Source organism: Microbacterium sp. NPDC056057 (assembly GCF_042266945.1).
Lineage (GTDB): Bacteria > Actinomycetota > Actinomycetes > Actinomycetales > Microbacteriaceae > Microbacterium > Microbacterium trichothecenolyticum_C.
The window spans coordinates 95,354-120,148 of record NZ_JBHJWS010000005.1; the positions used below are offsets into that span (position 1 = coordinate 95,354).

Annotated in this window: 21 protein-coding genes; 5 read left to right on the plus strand and 16 right to left on the minus strand. The window is 70.6% G+C overall.

Annotated elements, in window-relative coordinates; translation table 11 throughout:
* Positions 1-31: 31 nt before the first annotated feature.
* Positions 32-301 (minus strand): 30S ribosomal protein S15, encoded by a 270-nt coding sequence (gene rpsO, locus ACFC1K_RS19135; protein ID WP_005048780.1) that lies wholly within the window; start codon positions 299-301, stop codon positions 32-34.
* Between the two features lie 176 nt (positions 302-477).
* Between rpsO and ACFC1K_RS19140 the strand changes: the two genes are divergently transcribed.
* The gene (locus ACFC1K_RS19140; protein ID WP_375872822.1) at positions 478-1,788 is read left to right on the plus strand and encodes an MFS transporter; all 1,311 of its coding nucleotides are present in this window, start codon (positions 478-480) and stop codon (positions 1,786-1,788) included.
* Between the two features lie 96 nt (positions 1,789-1,884).
* On the plus strand, positions 1,885-2,826 hold the full coding sequence (locus tag ACFC1K_RS19145) for a DMT family transporter (protein ID WP_375872823.1): 942 nt from the start codon (positions 1,885-1,887) through the stop codon (positions 2,824-2,826).
* Between the two features lie 21 nt (positions 2,827-2,847).
* Here the strand turns inward: ACFC1K_RS19145 and ACFC1K_RS19150 are convergent, their stop codons facing one another.
* The gene (locus ACFC1K_RS19150) at positions 2,848-3,795 is read right to left on the minus strand and encodes an AraC family transcriptional regulator (protein WP_375872824.1); all 948 of its coding nucleotides are present in this window, start codon (positions 3,793-3,795) and stop codon (positions 2,848-2,850) included.
* Positions 3,796-3,895: 100 nt separating this feature from the next.
* On the opposite strand from ACFC1K_RS19150, the gene ACFC1K_RS19155 reads away from it, so the two are divergent.
* On the plus strand, positions 3,896-4,543 hold the full coding sequence (locus tag ACFC1K_RS19155) for an NAD(P)-dependent oxidoreductase (RefSeq protein ID WP_375872825.1): 648 nt from the start codon (positions 3,896-3,898) through the stop codon (positions 4,541-4,543).
* Positions 4,544-4,615: 72 nt separating this feature from the next.
* Here the strand turns inward: ACFC1K_RS19155 and ACFC1K_RS19160 are convergent, their stop codons facing one another.
* The 3 genes from ACFC1K_RS19160 to ACFC1K_RS19170 form a co-directional block, all read right to left on the minus strand.
* Positions 4,616-5,179, minus strand: a complete 564-nt coding sequence (locus tag ACFC1K_RS19160; RefSeq protein WP_310289776.1) for a YceI family protein — start codon at positions 5,177-5,179, stop codon at positions 4,616-4,618.
* Positions 5,180-5,352: 173 nt separating this feature from the next.
* A complete protein-coding gene (locus tag ACFC1K_RS19165) occupies positions 5,353-5,721 on the minus strand; it encodes an FKBP-type peptidyl-prolyl cis-trans isomerase (RefSeq protein WP_056370156.1) in 369 nt (122 codons plus the stop codon).
* Positions 5,722-5,907: 186 nt separating this feature from the next.
* Positions 5,908-7,134, minus strand: a complete 1,227-nt coding sequence (locus tag ACFC1K_RS19170) for a PrsW family intramembrane metalloprotease (protein WP_310289774.1) — start codon at positions 7,132-7,134, stop codon at positions 5,908-5,910.
* 86 nt (positions 7,135-7,220) lie between these two features.
* Between ACFC1K_RS19170 and ACFC1K_RS19175 the strand changes: the two genes are divergently transcribed.
* Complete coding sequence (locus ACFC1K_RS19175) at positions 7,221-8,084, plus strand: fumarylacetoacetate hydrolase family protein (RefSeq protein ID WP_375872826.1); 864 nt, start codon at positions 7,221-7,223, stop codon at positions 8,082-8,084.
* 67 nt (positions 8,085-8,151) lie between these two features.
* Here the strand turns inward: ACFC1K_RS19175 and ACFC1K_RS19180 are convergent, their stop codons facing one another.
* The 5 genes from ACFC1K_RS19180 to ACFC1K_RS19200 form a co-directional block, all read right to left on the minus strand.
* Entirely contained in the window at positions 8,152-8,748 is a 597-nt protein-coding gene (locus ACFC1K_RS19180; RefSeq protein ID WP_375872827.1) for a hypothetical protein, read from the minus strand.
* Between the two features lie 62 nt (positions 8,749-8,810).
* The gene (locus ACFC1K_RS19185) at positions 8,811-10,292 is read right to left on the minus strand and encodes an aspartate ammonia-lyase (protein WP_375872828.1); all 1,482 of its coding nucleotides are present in this window, start codon (positions 10,290-10,292) and stop codon (positions 8,811-8,813) included.
* 148 nt (positions 10,293-10,440) lie between these two features.
* Complete coding sequence (locus ACFC1K_RS19190) at positions 10,441-11,352, minus strand: phosphodiesterase (RefSeq protein ID WP_375872829.1); 912 nt, start codon at positions 11,350-11,352, stop codon at positions 10,441-10,443.
* Positions 11,353-11,409: 57 nt separating this feature from the next.
* The gene (locus ACFC1K_RS19195; protein WP_375872830.1) at positions 11,410-11,739 is read right to left on the minus strand and encodes a peptidase; all 330 of its coding nucleotides are present in this window, start codon (positions 11,737-11,739) and stop codon (positions 11,410-11,412) included.
* Positions 11,736-13,031 (minus strand): anion permease, encoded by a 1,296-nt coding sequence (locus ACFC1K_RS19200; RefSeq protein WP_375872831.1) that lies wholly within the window; start codon positions 13,029-13,031, stop codon positions 11,736-11,738. Before ACFC1K_RS19200 ends, ACFC1K_RS19195 begins: the two co-directional genes overlap by 4 nt.
* 156 nt (positions 13,032-13,187) lie before the next feature.
* Here ACFC1K_RS19200 and ACFC1K_RS19205 point away from each other — a divergent pair, with 156 nt between their 5' ends.
* Positions 13,188-15,311, plus strand: coding sequence for a S9 family peptidase (locus ACFC1K_RS19205; protein WP_375872832.1), 2,124 nt, complete (start codon positions 13,188-13,190; stop codon positions 15,309-15,311).
* Between the two features lie 106 nt (positions 15,312-15,417).
* Here ACFC1K_RS19205 and ACFC1K_RS19210 read toward each other — a convergent pair whose 3' ends face one another.
* The 6 genes from ACFC1K_RS19210 to ACFC1K_RS19235 form a co-directional block, all read right to left on the minus strand.
* Positions 15,418-18,339, minus strand: coding sequence for a LuxR C-terminal-related transcriptional regulator (locus ACFC1K_RS19210; RefSeq protein WP_375872833.1), 2,922 nt, complete (start codon positions 18,337-18,339; stop codon positions 15,418-15,420).
* A gap of 88 nt (positions 18,340-18,427) precedes the next feature.
* Positions 18,428-19,456 carry an ATP-dependent 6-phosphofructokinase gene (locus ACFC1K_RS19215; protein WP_310289757.1) on the minus strand — a complete coding sequence of 343 codons (1,029 nt, stop codon included), beginning with the start codon at positions 19,454-19,456 and terminating at the stop codon, positions 18,428-18,430.
* A 111-nt stretch (positions 19,457-19,567) separates the two neighbouring features.
* Positions 19,568-20,653 carry a hypothetical protein gene (locus ACFC1K_RS19220; protein ID WP_375872834.1) on the minus strand — a complete coding sequence of 362 codons (1,086 nt, stop codon included), beginning with the start codon at positions 20,651-20,653 and terminating at the stop codon, positions 19,568-19,570.
* An 87-nt stretch (positions 20,654-20,740) separates the two neighbouring features.
* Entirely contained in the window at positions 20,741-22,894 is a 2,154-nt protein-coding gene (locus tag ACFC1K_RS19225) for a DEAD/DEAH box helicase (RefSeq protein WP_375872835.1), read from the minus strand.
* Positions 22,895-23,131: 237 nt separating this feature from the next.
* Positions 23,132-23,770 (minus strand): hypothetical protein, encoded by a 639-nt coding sequence (locus ACFC1K_RS19230; RefSeq protein WP_375872836.1) that lies wholly within the window; start codon positions 23,768-23,770, stop codon positions 23,132-23,134.
* 111 nt (positions 23,771-23,881) lie between these two features.
* Positions 23,882-24,778: a glycerophosphodiester phosphodiesterase gene (locus tag ACFC1K_RS19235; protein WP_375872837.1), complete on the minus strand. Its 897-nt coding sequence runs from the start codon at positions 24,776-24,778 to the stop codon at positions 23,882-23,884.
* Positions 24,779-24,795 lie beyond the last annotated feature (17 nt).

Consider the following 24,795-nt stretch of genomic DNA (forward strand, 5'->3'; position numbering starts at 1 on the left):
TGTTTTGCGCGATTGAACGCTGGTCGATGCCTTATCGACGGAGACCGAGGCGCTCGATGAGCGAGCGGTAACGGTTGATGTCGATGTCCTGGAGGTAGCCCAGGAGACGGCGGCGCTGACCGACGAGCAGGAACAGCCCACGACGCGAGTGGTGGTCGTGCTTGTGCTCCTTGAGGTGCTCGGTGAGGTCCTTGATGCGCTGCGTCAGCATCGCGACCTGCACCTCGGGGGATCCGGTGTCACCGGGGTGCGTCGCGTACTCTTCGATGATCGCCTTCTTGACGTCTGCTTCCAGTGCCATAGGTGATCCCCTCTCTGCTTGTTGCGCGGTGCTCGTCACCCGATGTGCGAGCTCTCTTTCTCCGCGGCCGATCCAACGGCAACCTGAAGAGTCTACCAGCGAACGGATGCCCCGGCGAACCGGCCGCGCATGAGCCCGGGTACGCTCGAATCCGTGCAGGACACCGAGGCAGACGAGTGAGCGCCGGGGAGCATCGCAGCCACTTCATCGACCTGCGGCCCTTCCGCGCCAGTCCCCCGTTCGCGCGCATGTGGATCGGCTCGACGCTCGCCGGTCTCGGCGGACAGCTCACGATCGTCGCGATCATGCTGCAGATGTACGACCTGACCGGGTCCACCTTCGCGGTGTCGATGATCGCGGTCGCCGGCCTCGTGCCGATGATCTTCGCCGGCATCTACGGCGGCATGCTCGCCGACGCCTTCGATCGCCGCGCCGTGGCCCTGATCGCCGCGACCGTCACGTTCGCCTCGACCGCACTGCTCGCCGTGTTGACCTGGGCGCAACTCGAGACCGTGTGGTGGCTCTACGCGCTCAGCATCGTCAACTCGTCGGCGAACTCGATCGTCTTCGCCTCGCGCCAGGCGATCGTTCCGCGCCTGCTTCCCCGCGAGCTGCTGCCGGCGGCCTCGGCGCTGGGCGGCATCACGGTCGGGATCATGGTGATGGCAGGCCCTGCCCTCGCGGGTGTGCTGGTCGCGCTGACCGGCTACGCGTGGACCTACACGCTCGACGTCGTGCTCATGACCTCGCTCTTCCTCGGGCTGTGGACTCTTCCGAATCTCCGCCCCGAAGGCGAGATCGTGCGGCCGGGACTCGAGTCGCTCCGCGACGGCTGGCGGTTCTTGAAGCGCGCGTCGAACATCCGGCTCCAGTTCATCCTCGACATCATCGCGATGACCTTCGGTCAGCCGCTTTCGCTCTTCCCCGCGATCGGCGCGGTGCTGCTCGGCGGCGGGCCGATCACGACGGGCGTGCTGACCGCCTCGGTGGCAGCCGGAGCCTTCGCCTCCAGTCTGTTCTCGGGCCGGGTCGGCGGCATCCGGCGTCAGGGCGTCGGGATCGAGCGCGCGATCCTCGCGTACGGCGGCTCGATCGCCGCGTTGGGGCTCGTCCTGGGCGCCGCGGCGCTCGGGTGGTTCGCGCCGGTCGGCGTCGACGCCGACACCCCGAACCTGGTGCTCATCGCACTCGCGTGCCTCGTGCTCGCGGTCTCGGGCGCCGCCGACAACATCAGCTCCATCTTCCGCAACACGATGGTGCAGTCCGCCGTGCCCGACACGATCCGCGGCCGCCTGCAGGGGATCTTCATCGTCGTGGTGACGGGCGGACCCCGCCTCGGCGCGCTGTACGCGGGCACGCTGGCGACGCTCACCGCGCTGTGGCTCCCACCGCTGCTGGGCGGCTTCATCATCATCGGCCTGGTCGCCACGCTGGTGCGGCTGACACCGAGGTTCCGCGCGTACGACGCCGAGAATCCCGTTCCCTGAGGTGCGCCGTAGCCTGACGGCCGCACACCGGCGGATTTCGGACGTCGCATCCTCTCCCAGGCCCGGGCGTCGGCGGGCGGGCGTACGGTGGCCACCGTGACCTCGACAAGAACGGCTGCGCCGGCGCTGCGTGCGGAGCGACTGCCGTCCCCGCGCTGGATCACGGTGCAGTTCGTGCTCGCCGGGATCGTGTGGGGCGCGAGCTTCCTCTTCATGAAGGTGTCGCTCACCGGCATCTCCCCCGCGCAGGTCGCGTGGACCCGCATCCTCCTCGGCGCGCTGACCCTCGGCGCCCTCGTCCTCCTGCGGCGCGAGCACCTGACCCGCAGCTTCACGGTGTGGGCGCACCTGACGGTGCTCGGGCTCACGTTCTGCGTCATCCCGTTCCTGCTGTTCTCGTGGGCTCAGCAGCACGTCAGTTCAGGCGTCGCCAGCATCTTCAACGCGACCACGCCGATCATGACCGCGGTCATGGCGTGGCTGGTCTTCCGCGTCGAGCGGCTCAGGGCCCTGCAGGTCCTCGGGATCGGTGTGGGCATCCTCGGCGTGGTGGTGATCATCGCCCCGTGGCAGGGCATCGCCGTCGACGGAAGCCTCGTCGCCGAGCTCGCCATCCTCGGTGCGACCGCGAGCTACGGCTTCAGCTTCGCCTACATGCGGCGCTTCGTCTCGAACACCGGGATGTCGGCGCTCGCATTCACGTTCGGCTACATCGCGATGGCCGGCGTCGTCATGGCACTGCTGACGCCGTTCCTCGTGCTGACGCCCGTGCGCCTGGACGTCCCGATCGTGGTGAGCCTGCTGCTGCTCGGGTGCCTCGGCACCGGCATCGCGTACGTGTGGAACCAGAACACCGTGCGCGCGTGGGGACCCACGCGCGCCTCGACCGTGACCTACATCACTCCGGTCGTCGGCGTGCTCCTCGGCATCCTGATCCTCGGCGAGACGATCACGTGGAATGAGCCGATCGGCGCGCTCGTCGTGTTCCTCGGCATCCTGCTCGCCCAGGATCGACTGCGCCGACGCCCGCGCGCCTGACGCTGCACCGCACGCCGGGCATCAGGCCGCGCTGCGGCGCACCGCCCCGGGCGTCTCCCCCGTCACGCGTGCGAACGCACGGCTGAAGGCCGCCTCCGAGCCGTAGCCGTGCGCGGCGGCCACCGCGGCCACGCTGCTGCCTTCGGCGAGCATCGCGCGCGCGCCACGCATCCGCGCGGCCGACACGTAGGCCATCGGCGGCATCCCCACGACAGACGCGAACCGCGCCGCGAACACCGACCGCGACATCGTCGCGCGGCGGGCGAGCACCTCGAGGGTCCACGGATGCCCCGGATCGCGGTGCACGGCGGCGAGAACAGCACCCAGCTGCGGATCGCGCAGGGCTGCGAGCCACCCGTTCGAGTCCGCGCGCTCATCGGCCAGCCAGGCGCGGACGGTCTCGACGACGAGGACGTCGGCCAGCCGCGTTGCCACGGCATCCCCACCCGGCTTCGGTTCGCGCAGCTCCCGCGCGAGCAGCGGCAGCAGCGCCGCCATCACGGGATGACGGGAGGAGTCGACGGTGACGATCGGCGGGAGCACGGCGAGCATGTCGTCGACGGCGGGCGAGTCGAACGCGACGACGCCGCACAGGAGCGCGAGCGGCGGCTCCGCGACCTCCGGCCCGATGCGCAGCACCGAGAACGCGTCGCCGAGCATCGCCTGGGGCAGCAGGTCTGCGCGGCCGACGACCTCCGCCCCGGGAGACGTCGCGACGCGGTGGCCGATCCCCCGCGGCACGAGGGCGAGCTCGCCGGCGTCCAGCCGCACCGGGTCGGCACCGTCGACCTCGAGGTACGCCGTGCCGTGGGCGACGATGTGGAAGCTGAGAGTGCCGGGGAACTGCGGCATCTCGACGGCGCACTCGGTCGACGCCTCGGTCCACGAATAGAACGCTCCGCGCATGCGCACCCGATAGAGGGCGGCCGTCAGGGCGTCCTCGCTGTCCCACGGCATCGCGACGCTCATCTCGCCTCCGGACGATCGATCAAGAAATGCGTACTGCTGACGATAGATCATCCGGACGCCGACGGCGAGAGTGGGACCACACCACCGAAGGGAGACCCTCATGAACATCCTCGTCATCGGCGCCACCGGCGGCTCCGGCCGCGCCGTCTGCGACGCCCTCCTCGAGCGCGGCCACCGGGTGACCGCCCTCGCCCGCCACGCCTCCGCGCTCCCCGCCCGAGCGGGACTGGAGCGCGTCGACGGCGACGCCACCCGGGCATCCGTCCTGGATGCCGTGATCCCCGGCCACGACGCGATCGTCGTCACGCTCGGCATCTCGGAGCCGACACTGCGCGTCCGGCTCCGGGGCGCTCAGGGCACGCGCAACGACGTCCGCTCGAAGGGCACGGCCGAGATCGTGGCGGCTGCGCGTCGCGTCGGCGTGCACCGGCTCGTGGTGCAGTCGTCCTACGGGGTCGGCGACACGCGCGCACTCCTGCGTCTGACCGACCGCATCCTCTTCGCGCTGCTGATCCGCCCGCAGATCATCGACTCCGAGATCCAGGAGGGCGTCCTGCGCGGCTCCGAGCTCGACTGGACCATCGTGCAGCCGGTCTATCTCACCGACGGCGACTCGACCGAGCACTTCACGTCGGTCGACGGCACGATCCGGCGGAACAAGGTCGCCCGCCGCGGCGTGGCCCGCGTCCACGCCGACCTCGTCGAGGGCGCGGGCAGCGTCCGTGAGACGGTGTCGGTGTCGGGCTGAGCCCCGGCTGCGTACGAGAAGAGCGGATGCCTCGGGGTCGAGGCATCCGCTCTTCGTCGCGGTATCGCGTGTTCAGTCCTGCTGGAGCGCGCCCTGCAGGTCGAGCGTGATCGTGACGTCCTTGCCGACCAGCACACCGCCGGTCTCGAGGGCGGCGTTCCAGGTCAGGCCGAAGTCCTCGCGGTTCACGACCGTCTTGGCCGTCGCGCCCGCCTTGTAGTTGCCCCACGGGTCGGTGCCGAAGCCGCCGAACTCGAACTCGAACGACACGGGCTTGGTGACGCCGCGGATGGTGAGGTCGCCGTCCACGAAGAACTCGCCGTCCTTGACGTGGGCACCGGTCGAGACGAACTCCATGGTGGGGTGGTTCTCGACGTCGAAGAAGTCCGCGGAGCGCAGGTGGTTGTCGCGGCCCTCGTCCTTGGTGTCGACGGAGGTGACGTCGACGGATGCCTCCACCTTGGCGTCGAGCGGGTTCTCGGGGGCGACGAGCGTCGCGCTCTTCATTCCGAAGGTGCCGCGCACCTTCGAGATCATCATGTGGCGCACGCTGAAGGTGACCTCGCTGTGCGCGGGGTCGAGCAGCCAGGTGCCTGCCTTGTAACCGGGAACGTCGATCGTGGTGGAGTCGGTCATGGTCGTCCTTCGTGTTCAGGTCCGTGTGGGGCGCCCGAGGGGACGGGCATACGGGGTCCAACACAGCCTTGCAGAAGTTCTATTCCCGTGAATGCAAATTACGTGAGAACTCCTGGGAACGACGGAGGGACGGATGCCGCGGCATCCGTCCCTCCGGACGATCGATGTCGGGCTCAGCCGACCTTGATGAGGTCGATGACGAAGATGAGCGTCTTGCCGCCGAGGAAGTGGCCGCCGGCCGGACCGTAAGCGAGGTGCGGCGGGATGACGAGCTCGCGGCGACCGCCCTCCTTCATGCCCGGGATGCCGTCCTGCCAGCCCTGGATGAGGCCGCGGAGCGGGAACTGGATGCTCTCACCACGGTTCCACGACGAGTCGAACTCTTCGCCGGTCTCGTACTCGACGCCCACGTAGTGGACGGTCACGGTGTCGCCGGGCTTCGCCTCGGCGCCCTCGCCCACGACGATGTCGCGGACGACGAGGTCGGCCGGCGCCGGGCCGGCGGGTGCGTCGATCTCGGGCTTGGTACGGTCGTCAGTCATGCGTCCATCCAACCATTGGAAGCCCGCCGGCGCCGAGCGAGTTCGCCGTCAGGGGAACCGCCGGGGTTCTCTTGACACCCGCGCAGGCCTCCCGGCATGCTGGGGGCAGACCAACTCAGCGCTCGGTTGACACGCAGGCATCGCCGCGGCACCGAGCGCTGAGTCTTGAGTCGGGGGGTTCTCCCGTTACGGCGCGAACATCGCGGCGCGGGTCGCCGCGGTCTTCGCGAGCAGATCGCGTTCCTCAGCCGAGGCCTGGGGATCGCGCCCGGTGATCGCCCGTTGGCGCGTCGCGGCGAGAGCCGTGGCGTCCGTGATGAAGGTCTTCATGAGCGACGTGCGGTCTCCTCGCAGCGTCCGCGCCCACGCGAGGGCTGCCTTGCGCCCCCCTGACGTCGCGAGCATGTCGACCTCCTGCGGGGTGAACCAGCCGGCGGAGGCGTACTCGCCGAGCCGGCGTCGCGTGAGCCGCGACTCCTCTCGCCTCAGCGCGACGACACCGAGGATGAACCCGATGAAGAGCGGCACCTGCAGCGTCAGGTAGAGGAAGAAGAAGTCGCCGAACATGGCGGACCCGTTCCAGAAGGCGTGCAGCGCGATCGCGCCCGCGAGCCCGAGCAGCCCGGGGCCGATCGCCTGACCGGTCGACAGCCCGCGGCGCGCGGCGAGACCGAGCGCGAAGCCCGTGACGCTGGTGAACATGACATGGGCGAACGGCGACAGGATGCCGCGCAAGAAGAACGTCGTGGTCGTCTCGGTCGCGCCGCCCTCGATGAAGCTCACGGCGAAGTACTGGATGTTCTCGGTGAACGCGAAGCCCGCACCGACCAGGGCGCCATAGACGATGCCGTCGATCGGGCCGTCGAACGCGCGGCGGGCGGTCGCGAAGATGAGGAAGACGCCGAGCCCCTTCGCGAACTCCTCGACGACCGGTGCCTGGACGACGGTCTGCAGCACCTCGCGAGCGCCCGTTGCGGGGCCGAACACCATCGACAGCAGCAGGTCGACGCCCAGCGCGATCCCGACGGCGGCGATCGCACCCCACGCGATCGCGAGGATGAGCAGTCCGCGGGGCTCGGGTTCCCAGCGGTCGACGATGCGCACCGCGAAGAGAACGCCGACGAGCGGCACCACAGCCAGCACCATCCCGATGAGCGACGCCGCCGGGCCGAGCGCGGTGAGGAAGTACGCCACCAGCACGATCAGCACGAGCACGAGGATGCCGATGATCCAGACCGACGCGCTGCGTCCGCGACGCGACGCGGCCGCGGCCGGGATCTGCACGGGTTCGGGCGAGGACGACGGGGGCGTGATCGCCGCGGGGGCCGCGACGCGGGGCTGCGCGAGCGCGGAGGCGAACTCCGGCGGCGTGAGCGAGGGCCGGGGGCGGGAGGCACCGGGGTCGAGCGTCATGCGCACAGCCTATGGGTGCAGAACGCTCACCCGTCATACGGGCTGTGGACCGCCCGCACGCGTACCCCGGCGGCTAAGTTGGGGGCATGCGCTTCGCCCATGTCGTGCCACCGGAGTCGGGCGAGCCGAGGCTCGCGCTCGTCGATGGCGACGAGGTGGCGATCGTCGAGGAGCTGTTCGATGGAGCGCCCCGCGTGCTCGAAGCGCTCATCGCCGGCGGCGATGAGCTGCTCGCACGCGTGCGGGATGCCGCACACCGCGGCAGGCGGCATCCGATCCAGGGAATGGGCTTCGCGTCCGCGGTCCTCGCGCCCCCGGTGATCCTTGCGATCGGCCTCAACTACGCCGCGCACTCCAGCGAGCTCGGGCTGAAGACCGACTCGACGCCGACGGTGTTCGTGCTCTGGCCGAACTCGCTCGCCGGGCACGACCACACCACGATCTGGCCGCGGTCGCTCAGCGAGTCCGTCGACTACGAGGCCGAGCTGGGCGTCATCATCGGCACTCCCGCGAAGGACGTCTCCCCCGAGGACGCGCTCGACCATGTCTGGGGCTACACCGTGGTCAACGACATCACCGCGCGTGACATCCAGTACTCCGAGGCGCAGTGGTCCCGCTGCAAGTCGTTCGACGGCTTCACGCCGACGGGTCCGTTCGTGGTCACTGCCGACGAGGTGCCCGATCCGCAGGACCTCCACATCTGGACCGTCCTCGACGGCACCATGCTGCAGGATGCGACCACGGGCCAGATGGTACGCCCGGTCGCCACACTCATCTCGCACCTGTCGAAGTCGGCGACGCTGCTGCCCGGGACGCTCATCTCGACGGGCAGCCCGGGCGGCGCCGGGTACTCGCGGGACCCGCAGGTGTTCCTGCGCGACCGCTCGACGGTCACCGTCGGCATCGACGGCATCGGCGCGCTCACGACGCACTGCCGCATCCTCGGCTGAGGCCGCACCTCACGACGCGGAAGGCGGGCCCGCGTCGCGGACCCGCCTTCCGATGTCGATGCCTGCGTCAGTTGCAGGTGATGGTGCCGCCACCCTGGAGTTCCCACACACCCGGGCCGAGTTCGGCGCAGGCGGCTGCGAGACCACCGAACACCACGGTCAGGATGATGATCGTCACGATGATGCCGACGACGATCAGCACCGCCGAGATGATGATCGCCGCGAGGGCGAAGCCGTTCTTGACCCCGGCCTTGCGGCTCTGCACGAGCGCGACGATGCCGAGGATCAGCGCGACCAGCTGGACGAAGAACGACAGGATGAACGCGACGATGCCGAGCGTCTTGCCCGGGACGGGCGCGTCGGCCGGAGCCCCGTACGCGGCGGGCGGCGCCGCGCTGTACGCCGGGGGCGCGGCGTTGGAGGCGGGAGCGCCCGCGGGGTACGCCGGCGGAGCTGCCGCGTACTCGGGCTGGGCTGCGGGCGCGGACGGGGCCGAGTAGTCGGGCGCAGGAGCGGCGGGCTCTGCCGCGGGCGGAGCCGGCGCGGGAGCGGCGGGCTCTGCCGCGGGCGGAGCCGGCGCGTCGGCGGGCGGCTGAGGCGCAGTGGGCTGCGCCGCGGGCTGCTGCGGCGGCTCGGGCGCGGCCGGGTTCTGCGGATCGGTCATTTCTCGCCTTTCGTTCGAGTCTCCCTGACGTTATCGATCGGGAGCCGTCCGCGGCAACCGGCTCAGCGCGTGTCTGCCGGAGCCTCCTCGATGACGTCCTCAGGCGCCACCACGATCGGGATGGCGGCGGTGACGGTCTCGAGCCCCGACAGGCGGGCGGGCGAGAGCTGCTTGGCGACCTCGTCTCGCGACATGAGCCCGGCCTCGACGACGAGGTCGGCGACGCCGCGCCCGGTGAGCAGGGCGGCCTTCGCCAGCGCCGCGGCGGCCGCGTAGCCGATGAACGGCGTGAGCGCGGTGATGACGCCGACGGATGAACCCACCATGGCGCCGAGCCGCTCGCGGTTCGCGGTGATGCCGTCTACGCAGTTGACGCGCAACGTGAACATCGCCTGACGCAGCCACGTGATCGACTGAAAGATCGAGTGCGCGATGACCGGCTCGAACGCGTTGAGCTGCAGCTGCCCGCCCTCGACTGCCATCGTGACGGTGAGGTCGGCGCCCGCGACCGAGAACGCGACCTGGTTGACGACCTCGGGGATGACGGGGTTCACCTTCCCGGGCATGATGCTCGACCCCGCCTGCCGCGCGGGCAGGTTGATCTCGCCGAATCCCGCCTGCGGGCCCGACGACAGCAGACGCAGGTCATTGCAGATCTTCGACAGCTTGATCGCGTTGCGCTTGAGCGACGCCGAGAACGACATGAACGAGCCGGTGTCGCTGGTCGACTCGACCAGGTCGGAGGCGGTGGCGAGGTCGAGTCCCGAGATCTCGCGCAGGTGGCGCAGCACGGCGGGCGCGTACGCAGGGTGGGTCGTGATGCCGGTGCCGATCGCGGTCGCGCCCATGTTGACCTCGTAAAGGAGGTAGGCGTTCTCGGTGAGGCGCTGGTGGTCGTAGCCGAGGGTCGTCGCGAACCCGTGGAACTCCTGCCCGAGCGTCATCGGCACGGCGTCCTGCAGCTGCGTACGGCCGACCTTGAGCACGTCGTGGAATTCGACGGCCTTCGCGAGGAACGCGCGGCGCAGCAGGTCGAGCTCCTCGAGCAGCGTCTTCAAGTCCAGACCGAGGCCGACCTTGATGGCGGTCGGGTAGACGTCGTTCGTCGACTGGCTGCGGTTCGTGTCGTCGATCGGCGACAGGAAGTCGTAGTCGCCCTTGGGGCGCCCGGCGAGCTCGAGCGCGATGTTGGTGATGACCTCGTTCGCGTTCATGTTGGTCGACGTCCCGGCGCCGCCCTGGATCACGCCCACGACGAACTGGTCGTGGAAGTCGCCATCGATGACGAGCTGGGCGGCGCGGTCGATGAGATCCGCCTTGGCAGGGTCGAGCACACCGATCTCGCGGTTCGCGCGGGCCGACGCCTGCTTCACCATCGCGAGCGCCCGCACCAGGTCGGGGTAGACCGAGATCGGCCTCTTCGAGATCGGGAAGTTCTCGAGCGCGCGGGCGGTGTGGATGCCCCAATACGCGTCGGCGGGGATCTCCAGGGATCCCAGGGAGTCGGTCTCGATGCGGGTTCGCGTCATTGCGTCCAGAGCCATGTGTTGCAGTCCTCGTGGGTCGTTCACAGCGGTGTGCGGGATGCTTCGAGCCTACCCGCGGCACCCGTCGACCGGGCTGTACACGGCGTACACCTGACCACACGACCGCATACACAGTGGCGGTCGGGACGTGGCGAGGAGGACGCCGTCAGCGGCGCTTGCGTGAGAACGCCTCGAGTCGCTCCTCGGGCGTGAGCCGCGACATCCGCTCGACCCATTCGGCGGAGAACACATCGCCGGTCGGCGCGTCGACGACGGGCACGACGGCGTGGGTGATCGTGTCGTCGTAGACGTGCACGAGGTGGAACGACTGGCCGGCGTCCATGCCGTTGACGTCCGCCGCCGGGCGCGCGAGGTTCATCGTGTAGCAGGTGGCTGCGGCGACGCTCACCGGGACGCCCGCGAACGTGCCGCTCGTCGAGTAATGCAGGTGGCCCGCGAGGATCGCCCGCACATCGGTGCCGGCGATCACGTCGGCGAGCCGCCCCTGCTCCCGGAGCTCGAGGATGTCGAACAGCGGCACGTGCGACGGCAGCGGCGGGTGGTGGAGCGCGAGGATCGTGCCGAGCGGCGCCGGCGTCGCGAGCTCATGGCGCAGCCACTCGAGCTGCCCGTGGTCGAGGTCGCCGTGATGCCAGCCGGGCACCGTCGAGTCGAGACCGATGAGCCGCAGCCCGCCGAGATCCCACACGCCGGTCACGGGCTCCTCGGTCGGCTCCAGCCCGAGCAGGTCGCGCCGCAGCGCGGGGCGCTCGTCGTGGTTTCCGGCGACCCACACCACGGGCGCACCGAGTCGTTCCGCCACCGGCTCCACCGCGGCGCGCAGGGCGATGTACGCCTCGGGCTCGCCGAGATCCGCGAGGTCGCCGGTGAACACGATCGCGTCGGGACGGATGCCGGTCGTCTCGGCCGCCTCGAGCGTCCGGGCGAGGTTCGCCGCGGTGTCGAAACGGCCACCGAGCGGCGCGTTGCCCGCGAGCAGGTGCGTGTCGCTCACGTGCAGCAGCGTGCGCCGCGCAGGCGGGTACTGACCGAACTGGACGGATGTGGCGGTGGCCATGGGCCTCAGCCTAGGCGGTCGTGCCGACAGCATCCCGTCCCGGCGCGGTCGCGTCGCTCAGTGGTTGAAGACGATGAGCAGCAGTCCGCCGGCCACGGCTGCGGCGCAGACGGCGAAGCACGCGTAGGCACCGATGAGGGCGAACCGCTTCTGCCCGACGGTCAGCGGGCTGCGCTTGGCGGCCTTGGCTGCGGCCTTCTCGGCGCGCCGCGCCTCCTTCTCGGAGATGACGGTGATGGCGTCGGTGAACTCCGCGGGAGCCACCACGGGAGCGCGGCCGGCGCGCACGAGCAGTCGCAGCCCGAGCGCGTAGAACGAGACGACCACGACGGCCGAGATGAACGCCGCGACGAACACCTGAACGAAGGCGAGCCAGTTGATGATCATCGCGGGCCTCCGTCCTTCGGCCGGTTCTCAGATCGCCCGGCGGCCTTGGCGGCCTTCTTTGCGGCCGCCTCCGCCGCGGCCACGCGGCGAGCCTCCTCGCGCGCCATCGCGCGCTGGCGACGCGTGGGCGGCGGGTTGCGCTTGACCTTGACGGCGCGGCCGGAGTCTGCGACCTCGCTCATTGCGTTCGATGCGGTCACCTCGTCGCGGCGCGAACGCATGAAGAGGAAGAGGATGATGATGACCGCGAGGATCGCGTCGATGATGACGCCCCACACGGGCAGCCACACGACGATGAGCGCCGCCATCGCGCCGACCGCACCGGCCGCGGGAAGCGTGAGGATCCAGCCGACCATGATCCGGCCCGCGGTGCGCCACCGCACCTGCGAGCCGCGACGGCCCAGGCCCGAGCCGATGACCGATCCCGACGCGACCTGCGTGGTCGACAGCGCGAAGCCGAGGGCGCTCGAGGCGAGGATCGTGGACGCCGTCGACGCCTCGGCCGAGAAGCCCTGCGCCGGCTTGACCTCGGTGAGGCCCTTGCCGAGGGTGCGGATGATGCGCCAGCCCCCCATGTAGGTGCCGAGGGCGATCGTGATCGCACACGCGAAGATCACCCAGGTCTGCGGCTCGGGGTTCGACGCGGACTGCAGGCCGGACGTGATGAGCAGGAGCGTGATGATGCCCATGGTCTTCTGCGCGTCGTTCGTGCCGTGGGCGAGCGCCACCAGCGACGACGTGAAGATCTGACCGACGCGGAAGCCGTCCCGTCCGTCGGGCTTGCTGTCGTAGCGTCGCGTGAGCGCGTACGCGAGCTTCGTCGCGGTGAACGCGATCACTCCCGCCGTGACCGGCGCGATGAACGCCGGCAGGATCACCTTCGACATCACCACGCCGAAGTTGACCGCCGAGACACCGACGCCGACGATCGTGGCGCCGATGAGCCCGCCGAACAGGGCATGGGACGACGACGAGGGAAGACCGAGGAGCCAGGTCAGCATGTTCCACGTGATGGCGCCGATGAGGCCGGCGAGGATGATCTCGGGGAAGATGTCGTGCGAGATCTGATCCTCGTTGATGATGCCGCCCGAGATCGTCTGCGCCACCTCCGTCGACAGGAACGCGCCCACCAGGTTGAGGAGCGCGGCGAGCAGGACGGCGGTCTTGGGCTTGAGCGCGCCGGTGGCGATGGGCGTCGCCATCGCATTCGCGGTGTCGTGGAAGCCGTTCGTGAAGTCGAAGAACAGCGCCAGCGCGATCACCAGAACGATGATGAGGGTTGCGGTTTCCACCGTTCGCTTTCGGTGAGGAGAATGTGGAGGGGTGTGCCGACGAGATCGGCGCGACGAACGAAGAGTTCACCAAGAGTTCAGGAACCGGCAACCGGCCAGGAAGAATCCTACATCGGCGACCCTGACGGTCAACTCGGAGACGACTAGCGTGGAACGGTGACTCTCAGCGACTCCGCACCCGCCCCGTCCGCCCCTGTCGCCGGCATCCGTCCGATCGTCCGATCCCATCACGGCGATGACGTCGAAGACCGCTACGAGTGGTTCCGCGAGAAGGAGGATTCGGCCGTCATCGCGCACCTCGAGGCCGAGAACGCGTACACGCAGCAGCGCACGGCGCACCTCGAGGGCCTGCGCGAGCGCATCTTCGGCGAGATCAAGGGCCGCACGCTCGAGACGGACCTGTCGGTGCCGACCCGCCGCGGCGAGTGGTGGTACTACGGCCGCACGCTCGAGGGCAAGCAGTACGGCATCCAGTGCCGCGCCCCGCTCGCGTCCGCCGACGACTGGACGCCCCCTGAGCTCTCCCCCGACGTCGAGGTGGCGGGCGAGCAGATCCTGCTCGACGGCAACGTCGAGGCGGAGGGCCACGAGTTCTTCTCGCTCGGCAGCTTCGAGGTGTCGAACGACGGCACCCTCATGCTCTACGGCGTCGACGTCGCGGGCGACGAGCGCTACACGGTGCGCGTGCGCAACCTCGTGACCGGCGAGCAGCTCCCCGACGAGATCCCCGACACCTTCGCGGGCGCGACCTTCTCCCCCGACGGCCGCTTCATCGTCTACACGACGGTCGACGACGCGTGGCGCCCCGACACCGTCTGGCTGCACGAGCTCGGCACGGCCGTCGCCGACGACGCGAAGCTCTTCCACGAGCCTGACGAGAAGTACTGGGTGGGCGCCGGGTTCACGCGCAGCGACCGCTTTCTCGTGATCGGGCTCGGCTCGTCCATCACGTCCGAGGAATGGCTCCTGGATGCCGACCACCTCCGTGGCGAGCCGCGCGTGGTGTGGCCGCGCACCGAAGGGGTCGAGTACGACTCCGAGCACGCCGTCGTCGACGGCGAGGACGTGCTCTTCATCCTCCACAACGACGGAGCCCTGGACTTCGAGCTCGTGCGGGTGGCAGCATCCGATCCGTCCGGCGACCGCTCGGTGGTCATCCCCCACCGTCCCGGCGAGCGTCTGCTCGGCGTCTCGACGTTCCGCGACTGGGGCGTCGTGGGCTACCGCCGCGGTGGCCTCGCCCGCCTCGGCATGCTCGACTACGCGACGGGCGCCGTCGACGAGATCACGTTCGACGAGCCGCTGTACTCGGTGGGCACCGGGGGCAACCCGGAGTGGGCGCCTCCCCTGCTGCGCCTCGGCTACGGCTCGTTCGTCACCCCCGGCACCGTGTACGACCTCGACGTCGCCACGCGCGAGCTGTACCTGCGCAAGCGGCAGCCGGTGCTCGGCGGCTACGAGCCCGACGACTACGCGCAGGCCCGCGTGTGGGCGACCGCCCAGGACGGCACGCAGATCCCGATCTCGCTCGTCTACAAGCGCTCGTTCGGCGACGCCGGCGTGGCACCGCGCCCCGTCCACCTCTACGGCTACGGCTCGTACGAGCACTCGATCGAGCCCGGCTTCTCGGTGCCGCGCCTGTCGGAGCTCGACCGAGGCGTCGTCTTCGCCGTCGCCCACGTGCGCGGCGGCGGCGAGATGGGCCGCCAGTGGTACGAGGACGGCAAGCTCCTCAACAAGCGCAACACGTTCACGGACTTCGTCGACAGCGCACTGCACCTCATCGACAACGGGTACACGACGGCCTCGCAGCTCGTCGCCGAGGGCGGCTCGGCCGGCGGCCTGCTGATGGGCGCGGTCGCGAACATCGCGCCCGAGCTCTTCGCCGGAGTGCTCGCCGATGTGCCGTTCGTCGACGCGCTGACCACGATCCTCGACCCGTCGCTGCCGCTGACGGTGATCGAGTGGGACGAGTGGGGTGACCCGCTGCACAACGCCGACGTCTACGCCTACATGAAGTCGTACTCGCCGTACGAGAACGTGCGGACGGATGCTGCGTACCCGCGCATCCTCGCCGTCACGTCGCTCAACGACACCCGGGTCCTTTACGTCGAGCCGGCGAAGTGGGTCGCCCGTCTCCGCGAGGTCGGCGCCGACGCCCTGCTCAAGTGCGAGATGGTCGCCGGTCACGGCGGCGTCTCGGGCCGCTACAACGCGTGGCGCGAGCGCGCGTTCGAGCTCGCATGGCTGCTGGACGTGCTCGGCGTCGCCGACGCCTGAGCCGGCGCGGCGACGGCGAGACAGGGGATCTCGGCCGAGACCGGGGACGACGTCCTCGGTCTCGGCCGGACCTCTCGGGTTCGACGAGCCCGGCGGGCCGGTGCGGTCAGAGGCGAGCCTCGCGGGCGAACGCGGCGGCCTCCGTTCGGTTGGCCACGCCGAGCTTCGTGAGGATCGACGACACGTGGATCGATGCCGTCTTCGGGCTGATGAAGAGCTCGCGGCCGATCTGCGGATTGGTCATGCCGCGCGCGACGAGCTCGAGAACCTGTGACTCGCGTTCGGTGAGGGACGCGATCCTCGTGCCCGGGTCGCCGCCCAGACCGGCACGGGCCGCGAGTTCGTCGGCCCATCGCGCGACGAGCGCGTCGCCCTCGGCGCCCGCGGAATCACCCAGCTGCGCGAGCGTCGCCTCCGCGCCGGCGCGGTCGCCCGACTCGACGAGCACCTCCGCGAGGTGGAGCGTTGCGAGGTGCACGAACGGGACCGCGAGACCTTCGCCCGCGCGCACCTCGGCGAGCACCGCACGCCACGCGGCGAGACGGGGCTCGAAGGCGGCATCCACCCTCAGCGCGGCGGCGACGAAGTCCACGAGCACCGGAACGACGCCGCGAATCGTCGGCGGTGACACCAGCGCCATGACGTCATCCCTGATCTGGGCGATCCCCCGGTCCAGCGACGGGTCGGCAGCGCTCACACGGCGGCCTTCGGCCACCAGCCACGCGCGGAGCGGCAGCGACCACGGCCGCACCCACGGCTGCGTCTCGGCGGCGCGCAGTGCGGACTCCCGCGTGACGCCGGCCCGCACGAGCTCGAGCCTGCGGCGGTCGTCGGGCTCCTCGGCGATGCGGACGAGCGCCTCCAAGAGATCCAGCCGCCGCCATCCGAAGTCCTCGTCAGGTACATCGAGGACGTCGCGCATCTCATCGTCGATCATCCGCCGCTTCTCGGCATAGGCCGCCGGTCGATCGCCCCACAGGTCGCGCTCCGCGAGGATGCGAAGGGCCGCCGAACGGTCGAACGGCACCACCAGGAGCTGCAGGGCGCGATGCGCGTGCGCCTCAGCCTCTTTCAGCCGACCGAGAGGGATCAGCGCATGGCCCAGACCTATCGTCGCGATGGCGCCGTGTCCGCGCTCGCGGCCGGTCTCGAGAGCTTCGCGACGCATCGACTCGAAGACCTCGGCTGCCTCGCGATAGCGTGCCCCGAAGAACCGGATGTTGGCGAGCACCAGCAGGGCGCGATGTCTTCCGCCGGCTCGAGACGTCACCTCGAGCGCCTCTCGGGCGGTGGCGGCGGCGAGCTCGTCCTCCCCGTCGTGGACGAAGCGCACCGCGAGATTGGTCAGACAGATCGCGAGCGTCTCGGCGTCTCCGGCGTCGCGTGCGATGACGACAGCCTCCTCCAGTGCAGCGATGTCGTGCCGGCCGCTGATGCTGCGCACCCGCGCGAGCTGCACCAGTGCGGCCGATTCCGTGCGGCCGGCAAGCAGCGCGTCCGCCTCGGCGAGTGCCTCCTCATCGGCGCGGATGCTGATCCAGCCTTCGCACATCACGAGCCACCACAGTGCCGCTGCGCGTTCGACGGGGTCGCTCGGTCCGGGAAGGTCGAGCGCTGCGGTGACCGCGGACCGCGCCTCGAGGTAGTCGCCGGCGTGCCAGAGGTATTCCGCCGCCCGTCGCAGCACTTCCATGCGTGACGCCCCGCCGACCCGGTCTTGCGCGTCGGGGACGTCATCCCACCAGTCGGCGAGGCGGCGCCAGAGCGCTGCTGTCGTGGACGGCGCGAGTTCGGAGCCGGGTTGAGCGAGACACCGCACCGTGGCGTCGAACGCAGCCGGAACGTCTCCGGCCCTCGCCCGATGCTCCGCGACCGCGGCCAGCGTCGAGAACGACGCGCCGGCGCTCTCGAGCGCATCGGCGTAGACGCGGTGGGCGTCGCGACGCTCGCCGGGCAGCACGTCGCCGTATACCGCCTCGCGCAGCAGGGCGTGGCGGAACCCGTACCCGGTCGCCGTGACCGTGACGAGCCCTCGCTCGAGCGCCTCCCGGACACCATCGTCGAGGACCGTACGATCGCGTCCCGACACCCGCAGGAGGATGTCGTGGTCGACGTCGTCGCCGCCGACGGAGAGCAGCGCGACGATCTGCCGTGCCCCCGGCGAGGCACTGCGATATCGGAGAAGCAGGAGGTCGCGAAGTGCCCCCGGCAGCTCCTCCCCCTCGAGCGAGACGAGCTCCTCGACGAAGAACGGCACCCCGCCGCTGCGTGCGGCGATCGCGTCGGTGCCCGCACCGGAGAACCGGCCCGGCGCGATCGCCTCGATCTGGCTGCCGACCTCCGCGCCGGAGAGCCGCGCGAGCTCCAGGTGCTCGATGTCTCGCCGGGCCTCGAGCGCCACGACACCCGACAGCGCAGGACGGCCCGCGACCTCGTCGGACCGATAGGTCAGGACGACGGTGAGGTGGCGACCACGCAGGGTGATCGCGAGCAGCGTGGCGAAGGATGCGGTGAGGGCGTCCGCCCAGTGCAGGTCCTCGACGACGACCACGACGTGGAACCGCTCGCTGAGGCGCTCCACGACGGTCTCGATCGCATCCGAGACGACGTCGGAGGAAGGTTCGATCGATTCGGGCGCGACCGCCGCCGCGGATTCCGCGAGTTCCGGGACCAGCACGCCCAGAGTGCGCCGCACACCCGGCGATGCCGACGCGATGTCGAGCAGCCCGTCCCCCACGCCTGCCCGCAGATCACGGACCAGTCCCCGCAGCGCGTGGAACGGCGGGGCGCCGTCACCACCGTCGACGCACTGCGCCGTCGCGACGACCACGGGCGGATCGTCGGCCGACGCGTCGGTTCGCAACGACTGGATCGCCTCCTGGACGAGCCGGGTCTTGCCGATCCCCGCCTCGCCGCGGATCACCATCGCGCGCGGAGCTCCGGCTCTGCCGTCCGCGAGCGCGCGGCGCAGCGCCTCGAACTCCCCCTGGCGTCCGATCAGCACGGGACTCACGGCCACCCCAGCCACGACGCCATCGTGGCACGCGTGCGAGCCTGACGTCAGGGGTGCGGACGGATGCCTCGGGCCGAGGCATCCGTCATCCCACCGCGCAGTGTCAGCCGAACAGCGCGGCGGCCTCTTCGTAGCGGTAGAGGGGAACGGTGTTGAGCTCGCCGAGCGCGTCGGCGAACGGGACGCGCACGATGTCGGTGCCGCGCATCGCGACCATCTGACCCCACGCGCCGTCGACGACCGCGTCGGCGGCGTGCAGGCCGAGGCGTGTCGCGAGCACACGATCGAAGCCCGACGGCGAGCCGCCGCGCTGGATGTGGCCGAGCACGGTTGCGCGGGTCTCGATGCCCGTGATGCGCTCGATCTCGGGCGCGAGGATCTCGCTGATGCCGCCGAGGCGCGGGCGGTTGAACGCGTCGAGCCCCTTGTCGCTGTAAGCCTCGTCCATGCCGGTCAGGGTGAAGCCCTCCGACACGACCACGAGCGGCGCGCGGCCGCGGTCGTGGGCCTTCGAGACGAGCGCGGTGATCTCGTCGATCGACATCGGCACCTCGGGGATGCAGATGGCGTGGGCACCCGCAGCCATGCCGGCGTGCAGGGCGATCCAGCCCACGTGGCGGCCCATCACCTCGGCGACCATGCACCGCTGGTGCGAGTCGCCGGTGGTGCGCAGGCGGTCCATCGCGTCCGTCGCGATGTTGACGGCGGTGTCGAAGCCGAACGAGTAGTCGGTGGCGCGCAGGTCGTTGTCGATCGTCTTCGGGACGCCGAGCACGTTGATGCCGTCGTTCGAGAGGCGGTTCGCGGCCGCGAGGGTTCCCTCGCCGCCGATCGCGATGATGCCGTCGAGGCGGTGGCCGTACATCGTCTTGGCGATGTTCTCGGCGCCGCCGCGCGGTCCTTCGTACGGATTCGTGCGCGAGGTGCCGAGGATCGTGCCGCCGACCTTCGACAGGCCCTTCACCTCGTGCCGGGTCAGCGGGAAGAAATCGCCGTCGACCACTCCGCGCCAGCCGTCGCGGATGCCGACGAACTCGAGGTCGTATTTCGTCGTGCCCTTGAGCACCACGCCACGGATCACTGCGTTGAGCCCGGGGCAGTCGCCGCCGCTCGTCAGGATGCCGATCTTCATTGCTGTGTTCCTCGCTGTCGGGTCGGTGAAGAGGGTCGGCGTCGCTGCCTCCCCTGACACTAGTGCCGGATCGCCCGGCCTGCCACACGGGGCCCGCGGGCCCAGGCCGGGTCAGTCCGCGATGCGCTCCCAGGCATCGTTTTCGCGCCGCCACCGCTGCTCGCCCGCCGGGCGCGCCGACGTCCCGCGGAACCAGAACGTCTCTTCGGGGTTCCATCCGGCGAGCACCGACGCGCCTCCACCGTCGACCTCGATGAGCCGTGTGGCGGTCGACAGGTAGCCCGCGACGCTGAGATGGACGGCGTCCGCCTCGGCGGCGACGGCAGCCCAGTCGGGGATGACCCACCTGCGGTCGAGACCGGTGACGCGGAACCAGTCGTGGCGTCGGGAGGCGGTGACATCGAGTGGATGCTGCGCGCACAGCCGCGCCCAGTCCTCCGGGCCGTCGATCTCGACCACGCGCGCCGGGTACACGTCGACGGGCGTCGCCGAGGCGGCGTCCTCGCCGAAGGAGTCCTCGACGAACCAGAGTCCCGCCGGCCCGTCGCCGGCGAGCCCTCGGGTCGTCCGCACCAGAGAGGTCGGCGGAATCGACCACCACGGACCACCCCACGGCGCGGTCGGATCGTCGGGGCGCTCGCGGGCGGCGCGGGCGTTGTCGGCGAGCGTCCGCTCGCGCCACCCGCGCAGGTCCGCCGCGACATCCGAGGACGCGCGACCGGCACCGTCCCAGGGCACGGCCCACTGGTCGCCCTCCGCGACACCGTCACTCCACCACGCGGCGAGGGGCGAGCCGGCGAGGAACGCCGCGACGCGGCGCAGGGCTGCACGGACGTCGTCGGTCGCGCACAGCAGATCACGCCCGTCCGGCTCCTGCCAGTACATCGCCGCCTGCACCGATGCCGCGAGCGCATCGCGCAGCGTCGCGGAAGTCGGCGCGTCGAGCCCGATGGCATCGAGCGCCGCGGCCGCGTCCGCGGGTGATGCCGTCGGCGGGTCGTATCGTGTCCTGTCGCCGCTGGAGCGGAGCACGATCGTGGTGCCGTTCGTCTCGAAGGCGCCGGCGGCCCACCAGATCGTGTTCGCAGCCTCACGGCTCTCGGTCGTCTCGGCCCGGAACGCGCACGCCAGCGCATACTCCAGGCACAGGCGACGGCCGCGCGGGCCCGCCAGCAGGACGTCGGCGTCGACAGACATCCCGCCACCCTAGCGGGCCAGGGATCACGCTCCTGCGGACGACGAAGGGGCGGCGCGAGCCCGCACCGCCCCTCGTCGAGTCGCGGGTTACGCGGCGCCGAGCGCCTGACGCAGCAGGTGCATGAGCGCCGACAGCTGCACCGAGTCGCTCGACTGCGGGTCGACGGCCTCGCCGTCGAGCGCGCGGGCGGCGAGACCCTGCTTGGAGTCGATGAGCTCGGCGATCTTGGTGTCGATCGTGTGGGCGGCGATGATGCGCCACGCGGTCACGGGCTCGTCCTGGCCGATGCGGTGCACGCGGTCGATCGCCTGCGTCTGCTCGGCAGCCGTCCAGGACAGCTCCGCGAGCACGACGTTCGACGACGCCTGCATGTTCACGCCGACGCCTGCCGCGGTGAGCGAGCAGACCGCGATGCCGACCTCGGGGTCGTTGTTGAACGCGTCGATCGCCTGCTGGCGGGCCGTGGTGGCCTGGTCGCCGCGCAGCGACACCGTCTTGAGCCCTGCCGCCGCGAAGTGCGCCTCGGCGGTGTCCATGACGTCGATGTGCTTGGCGAAGAACACGACTTTGCCGACCGAGCGCTGCAGCTGCACGGCGTAATCGGCGGCGAGCTGAGCCTTGGCCTGGCCGATCTTGCGCACCATGGTGAAGACGTTCTCCGAGCCGGTGCCGGCGGCCTTCGACTCCTCGAGCTCGTTGTGCGCCACCAGGCGGACGATGTCCTCGTCGATGTGGCCGGGGCCGTGGCCGCGGTCGCCGCGCGCTTCGATGATGCGGCGGTACTTCGCGGCGAGACGCTCACCGAGCTCGCGCTCGGCCTGGCGGATCGAGCGACCGAACTCGTCGTCGAGCTCCACGGGGAGGTCGGCGATGAGCTTGTCGGGCAGGTCGGCCGCGACATCCTTCTTCTTGCGCCGCACGATGCCCATCGAGATGACCGCGTCGCGCGCCTCGGGATAGAACGACTTGTCGGCGGGCGTGAGCCCGGTCTCGTCGAGCTTCTCCATCAGCACCGGACCGGGCTTCTCGCCGGTGGTCCAGCCGAGGAAGCGCCAGATCGCGTCGAAGTCCTCGACGTCGTTGATCAGCGGCGTACCGGTGAGGGCGAGCAGCAGCGGGTTGGGCGTCTGCTCGCGGATGCGCGTCGCGAGCGCCAGCACGTTCTGCGAGCGCTGCGAGGTGAGGTTCTTGATGAAGTGCGCCTCGTCGACGACCATGCCCTTCAGCCCGATCGAGCTGAGCCACGACAGGTGGCGGTCGAGGATCTCGTAGTTGACGATGAACACGTCAGCGAACGCGTCGATGCCCTCACCGTCGCCGTGGATCACCGTGGCACGGCGGTGGGGCGTCCAGCGCTCCACCTCGCGCGCCCAGTTCATCTTCACGACATTCGGGACGACCGCGAGGAGCGGATACGCACCCGCGACGGATGCTGCGAGCACCGACTCCGCCGTCTTGCCGAGGCCCGGCTCGTCGGCGAGGAGGAACGTCCGGTGGCCGGCGCGCACCGACTCGAGGAACCGCGACTGGTGCGGCATGACCTCGAGGCCCTTCGGCGACAGGCGGTCGAACTCGGGGACCGGCGGGAGGTCCATCGAGGCGGCGGCGCCGCCGGCACCCGTCTCGAACGCCTTGTACAGCGGGCCCATGAGCTCCCAGCTGTCGAGGCGCCGGCGCGGCGTCTGCTTCGGGGCGCGGGCCGTGAGGTCGGGCGCGAGGAACGGGTTGGACTCGCGTCGTGCCTCGACCTGCTGCGGCACGACCTGACGCTCCGCGAGCGCGGCCGGCACGACGGTCGCGACGACCGGGGCGACGTCGGTGATGATGAGCTCGTCGGGCGCCAGCTCGGCACCCGACTCCAAAAGCCAGTCACGGCGCATGCGCCGGGCGACGGGAGAGGTGGCCTGGTCGACCTCGAGCAGCTGGATGAGCGAAGTGTCGCGCGCAGCGGTCTTCGCGAGGATGGTGGCGACGCCGTCGAGCCGCTTCAGCAACTCGGCGCGCGCAGCATCCGTCAGCTCCGTGTCGCCCTTCACACGCGCGCGCTCCTCGCGCACCAGGAACGCGATGACCTGGAACTTGACGCGGTTGGTCGGCCCGAGCTTGCCGCGCTGGGCCTTCGCCTCGACCTCGCGCACCTTGCGGGCGAGGATCGGGATGATGGGGGCCTCGTCGTCGCGGCGCGCGGACGAGGACTTGCGGCGACGCTGCGCCGTCTGGGCGGGTGCCGTGGTCGGCATGCTCCTCCTGAGCGTGAATGCCGGATAGGGGGTCCGGCGGGAATCGGATGACGCCGATGGTTCTGCGTGCTCCCGCGGGCGGCGCGAACGCCGTCGCGAACGCGGGATCAGGGATTCGCCGCCGGCGGTCGCGGGCACTCGCTTCTGCGAGCTGCGACATCGTCAGCGGTTCCCCGCGCACCATTCTAGGGGAACGGACCCCGGAACGGGGCAAACCCGCGCGGGAAAACGCGGGACTCAGCCCCAGAGCGTCGCCACGATGTCTTCGGTGTACCCCTCGGGGGCGAAGTTGATCCACGCCGTCGTCACGAGTCCGCCGCCGCCGACGTAGTGCGTCTCGCCGCGGGTGTACTCCTTGTCGTCGAGCGTCACGCCCTTCTGCTCGATGCGGCACACGGTGCCGTCGCCGAGCACCTCGCAGCCGAAGCCCGCCACGGGCAGCGCCGCGAGCACGGCCTTCTCCTGATCGGCGTCGACCGCGGTCACGTTGGTCGCGAGCCCGAACTCGCTCGGCTGCCCCCACGAGCAGCGCAGCGTCGGCGCTCCGCCGTGGATGATCTCGAGCAGGTCGGCGTTCTCCGTCGAGAGCATCGTCACGCCCGGGTCGTTGAGGGGCGGGTTCGCCGACTGCAGCTGCGCGAGCATCGCAGCGGAGTAGATCTCCTCGCACGCGCCGGGCACCTCGAAATCGGCCTGGGGCTTCTCGGTCTCGACCGGGGTCGCAGACGGATCCGGCGTCTGGTCCTTCATCGTGATCGAGGGACTGCTCGAGGGCGTCGCCTCGGACTCGGGCCGGCATCCGGTGACGACAGCCGCCAGGGCCGTGAGCGCGACGCACCCGATCACGATCCGCGTCAACCGGCTCTGCACGACCATTCCCACGCCACCTCTCGCGCGCCGCGGATGACGGAAGGGCGACGCGCCTTCGACCCTAACGAGACGGGCGGACGGATGCCGCGGGCCACGCCGCGCGCACGAGCACGGGCGTCACGGGCCGGCGTAGGCGCTCTGCCACTCCGACAGCGTGTGCGGGTCGTCGGTGACGATGCCGTCCACGCCGAGGGCCGTGACCTCGTCCCACTGGGAGTCGTCGTTGAGCGTGTAGACGACCACGCGCGCGCCTGCGGCGTGCAGCTCATCGACGATGCCCGGCCGCGCGAGCACCGCCTTGCGGTTCACGACGACACCGCGCGCTCCGGCCTCGGCGACCGCGCTCACGACGTCCGACGGGAGCTGCTTCAGGATGAGCAGCCGCGACAGCACGTCCGAGCCGGCCGCAGCGAGCGCGAGCGTCCGCGCATCGAAGCTCGCGAAGACGATGCGGCGCTCGAGGCCGCGCGCGGCGACCTCGGCGACCGCCGCGTCGACGGCCGCGGCATCCCATTCGCCCTTCAGCTCCACGATCGCGCGCCCGTCGGCGGCGACGAGCGCGTCGAGGAACTCCACGAAGGTGGGGACCGGAGTGCCGGCGAAGCCGCGGTCGAACCAGGCGCCGGCGTCGAGGGCCTTGACCTCGGCCAGGCTCAGGGACGCGAGCCGCCCGTGACCGTCGGTGGTGCGATCGACCGTCTTGTCGTGCATGAGCACCGGCTGCCGGTCGGCGGTGAGCGCGACGTCGACCTCGACGTAGTCGAACCCGGCCGCCAGCGCGGCGGTGATGGCGGGCAGCGTGTTCTCGGGCGCGGTCGCCGCTCCCCCGCGATGGCTGGCGATGAACGCGGCTTCTCCCGGCGTCCGCTCGTCCCCCATCAGCTCGCGCGAACTCACGCGCGCAGGAGTGGCGCCGAGGAAGGCGATCACCAGGCTCGCGATCGCGAGGACGCACATGACGGACAGGGCGTGGATCCGGTCGCGGGCGCGATCGGATGCCGCGGAGTAGGGCATCGGGCATGTCCTCCGGG

Excerpts from the sequence above, each read along its gene's own strand:
- ACFC1K_RS19165 (WP_056370156.1), bottom strand. The coding sequence starts at position 5,721 with ATGACTGACGACCGTACCAAGCCCGAGATCGACGCACCCGCCGGCCCG.
- ACFC1K_RS19235 (WP_375872837.1), bottom strand. The coding sequence starts at position 24,778 with ATGCCCTACTCCGCGGCATCCGATCGCGCCCGCGACCGGATCCACGCC.
- ACFC1K_RS19170 (WP_310289774.1), bottom strand. The coding sequence starts at position 7,134 with ATGACGCTCGACCCCGGTGCCTCCCGCCCCCGGCCCTCGCTCACGCCG.
- ACFC1K_RS19180 (WP_375872827.1), bottom strand. The coding sequence starts at position 8,748 with ATGACCGATCCGCAGAACCCGGCCGCGCCCGAGCCGCCGCAGCAGCCC.
- ACFC1K_RS19230 (WP_375872836.1), bottom strand. The coding sequence starts at position 23,770 with ATGGTCGTGCAGAGCCGGTTGACGCGGATCGTGATCGGGTGCGTCGCG.
- ACFC1K_RS19175 (WP_375872826.1), top strand. The coding sequence starts at position 7,221 with ATGCGCTTCGCCCATGTCGTGCCACCGGAGTCGGGCGAGCCGAGGCTC.
- ACFC1K_RS19225 (WP_375872835.1), bottom strand. The coding sequence starts at position 22,894 with ATGCCGACCACGGCACCCGCCCAGACGGCGCAGCGTCGCCGCAAGTCC.
- rpsO (WP_005048780.1), bottom strand. The coding sequence starts at position 301 with ATGGCACTGGAAGCAGACGTCAAGAAGGCGATCATCGAAGAGTACGCG.
- ACFC1K_RS19195 (WP_375872830.1), bottom strand. The coding sequence starts at position 11,739 with ATGATCATCAACTGGCTCGCCTTCGTTCAGGTGTTCGTCGCGGCGTTC.
- ACFC1K_RS19220 (WP_375872834.1), bottom strand. The coding sequence starts at position 20,653 with ATGTCTGTCGACGCCGACGTCCTGCTGGCGGGCCCGCGCGGCCGTCGC.
- ACFC1K_RS19190 (WP_375872829.1), bottom strand. The coding sequence starts at position 11,352 with ATGGCCACCGCCACATCCGTCCAGTTCGGTCAGTACCCGCCTGCGCGG.
- ACFC1K_RS19155 (WP_375872825.1), top strand. The coding sequence starts at position 3,896 with ATGAACATCCTCGTCATCGGCGCCACCGGCGGCTCCGGCCGCGCCGTC.
- ACFC1K_RS19160 (WP_310289776.1), bottom strand. The coding sequence starts at position 5,179 with ATGACCGACTCCACCACGATCGACGTTCCCGGTTACAAGGCAGGCACC.
- ACFC1K_RS19150 (WP_375872824.1), bottom strand. The coding sequence starts at position 3,795 with ATGAGCGTCGCGATGCCGTGGGACAGCGAGGACGCCCTGACGGCCGCC.
- ACFC1K_RS19185 (WP_375872828.1), bottom strand. The coding sequence starts at position 10,292 with ATGGCTCTGGACGCAATGACGCGAACCCGCATCGAGACCGACTCCCTG.
- ACFC1K_RS19215 (WP_310289757.1), bottom strand. The coding sequence starts at position 19,456 with ATGAAGATCGGCATCCTGACGAGCGGCGGCGACTGCCCCGGGCTCAAC.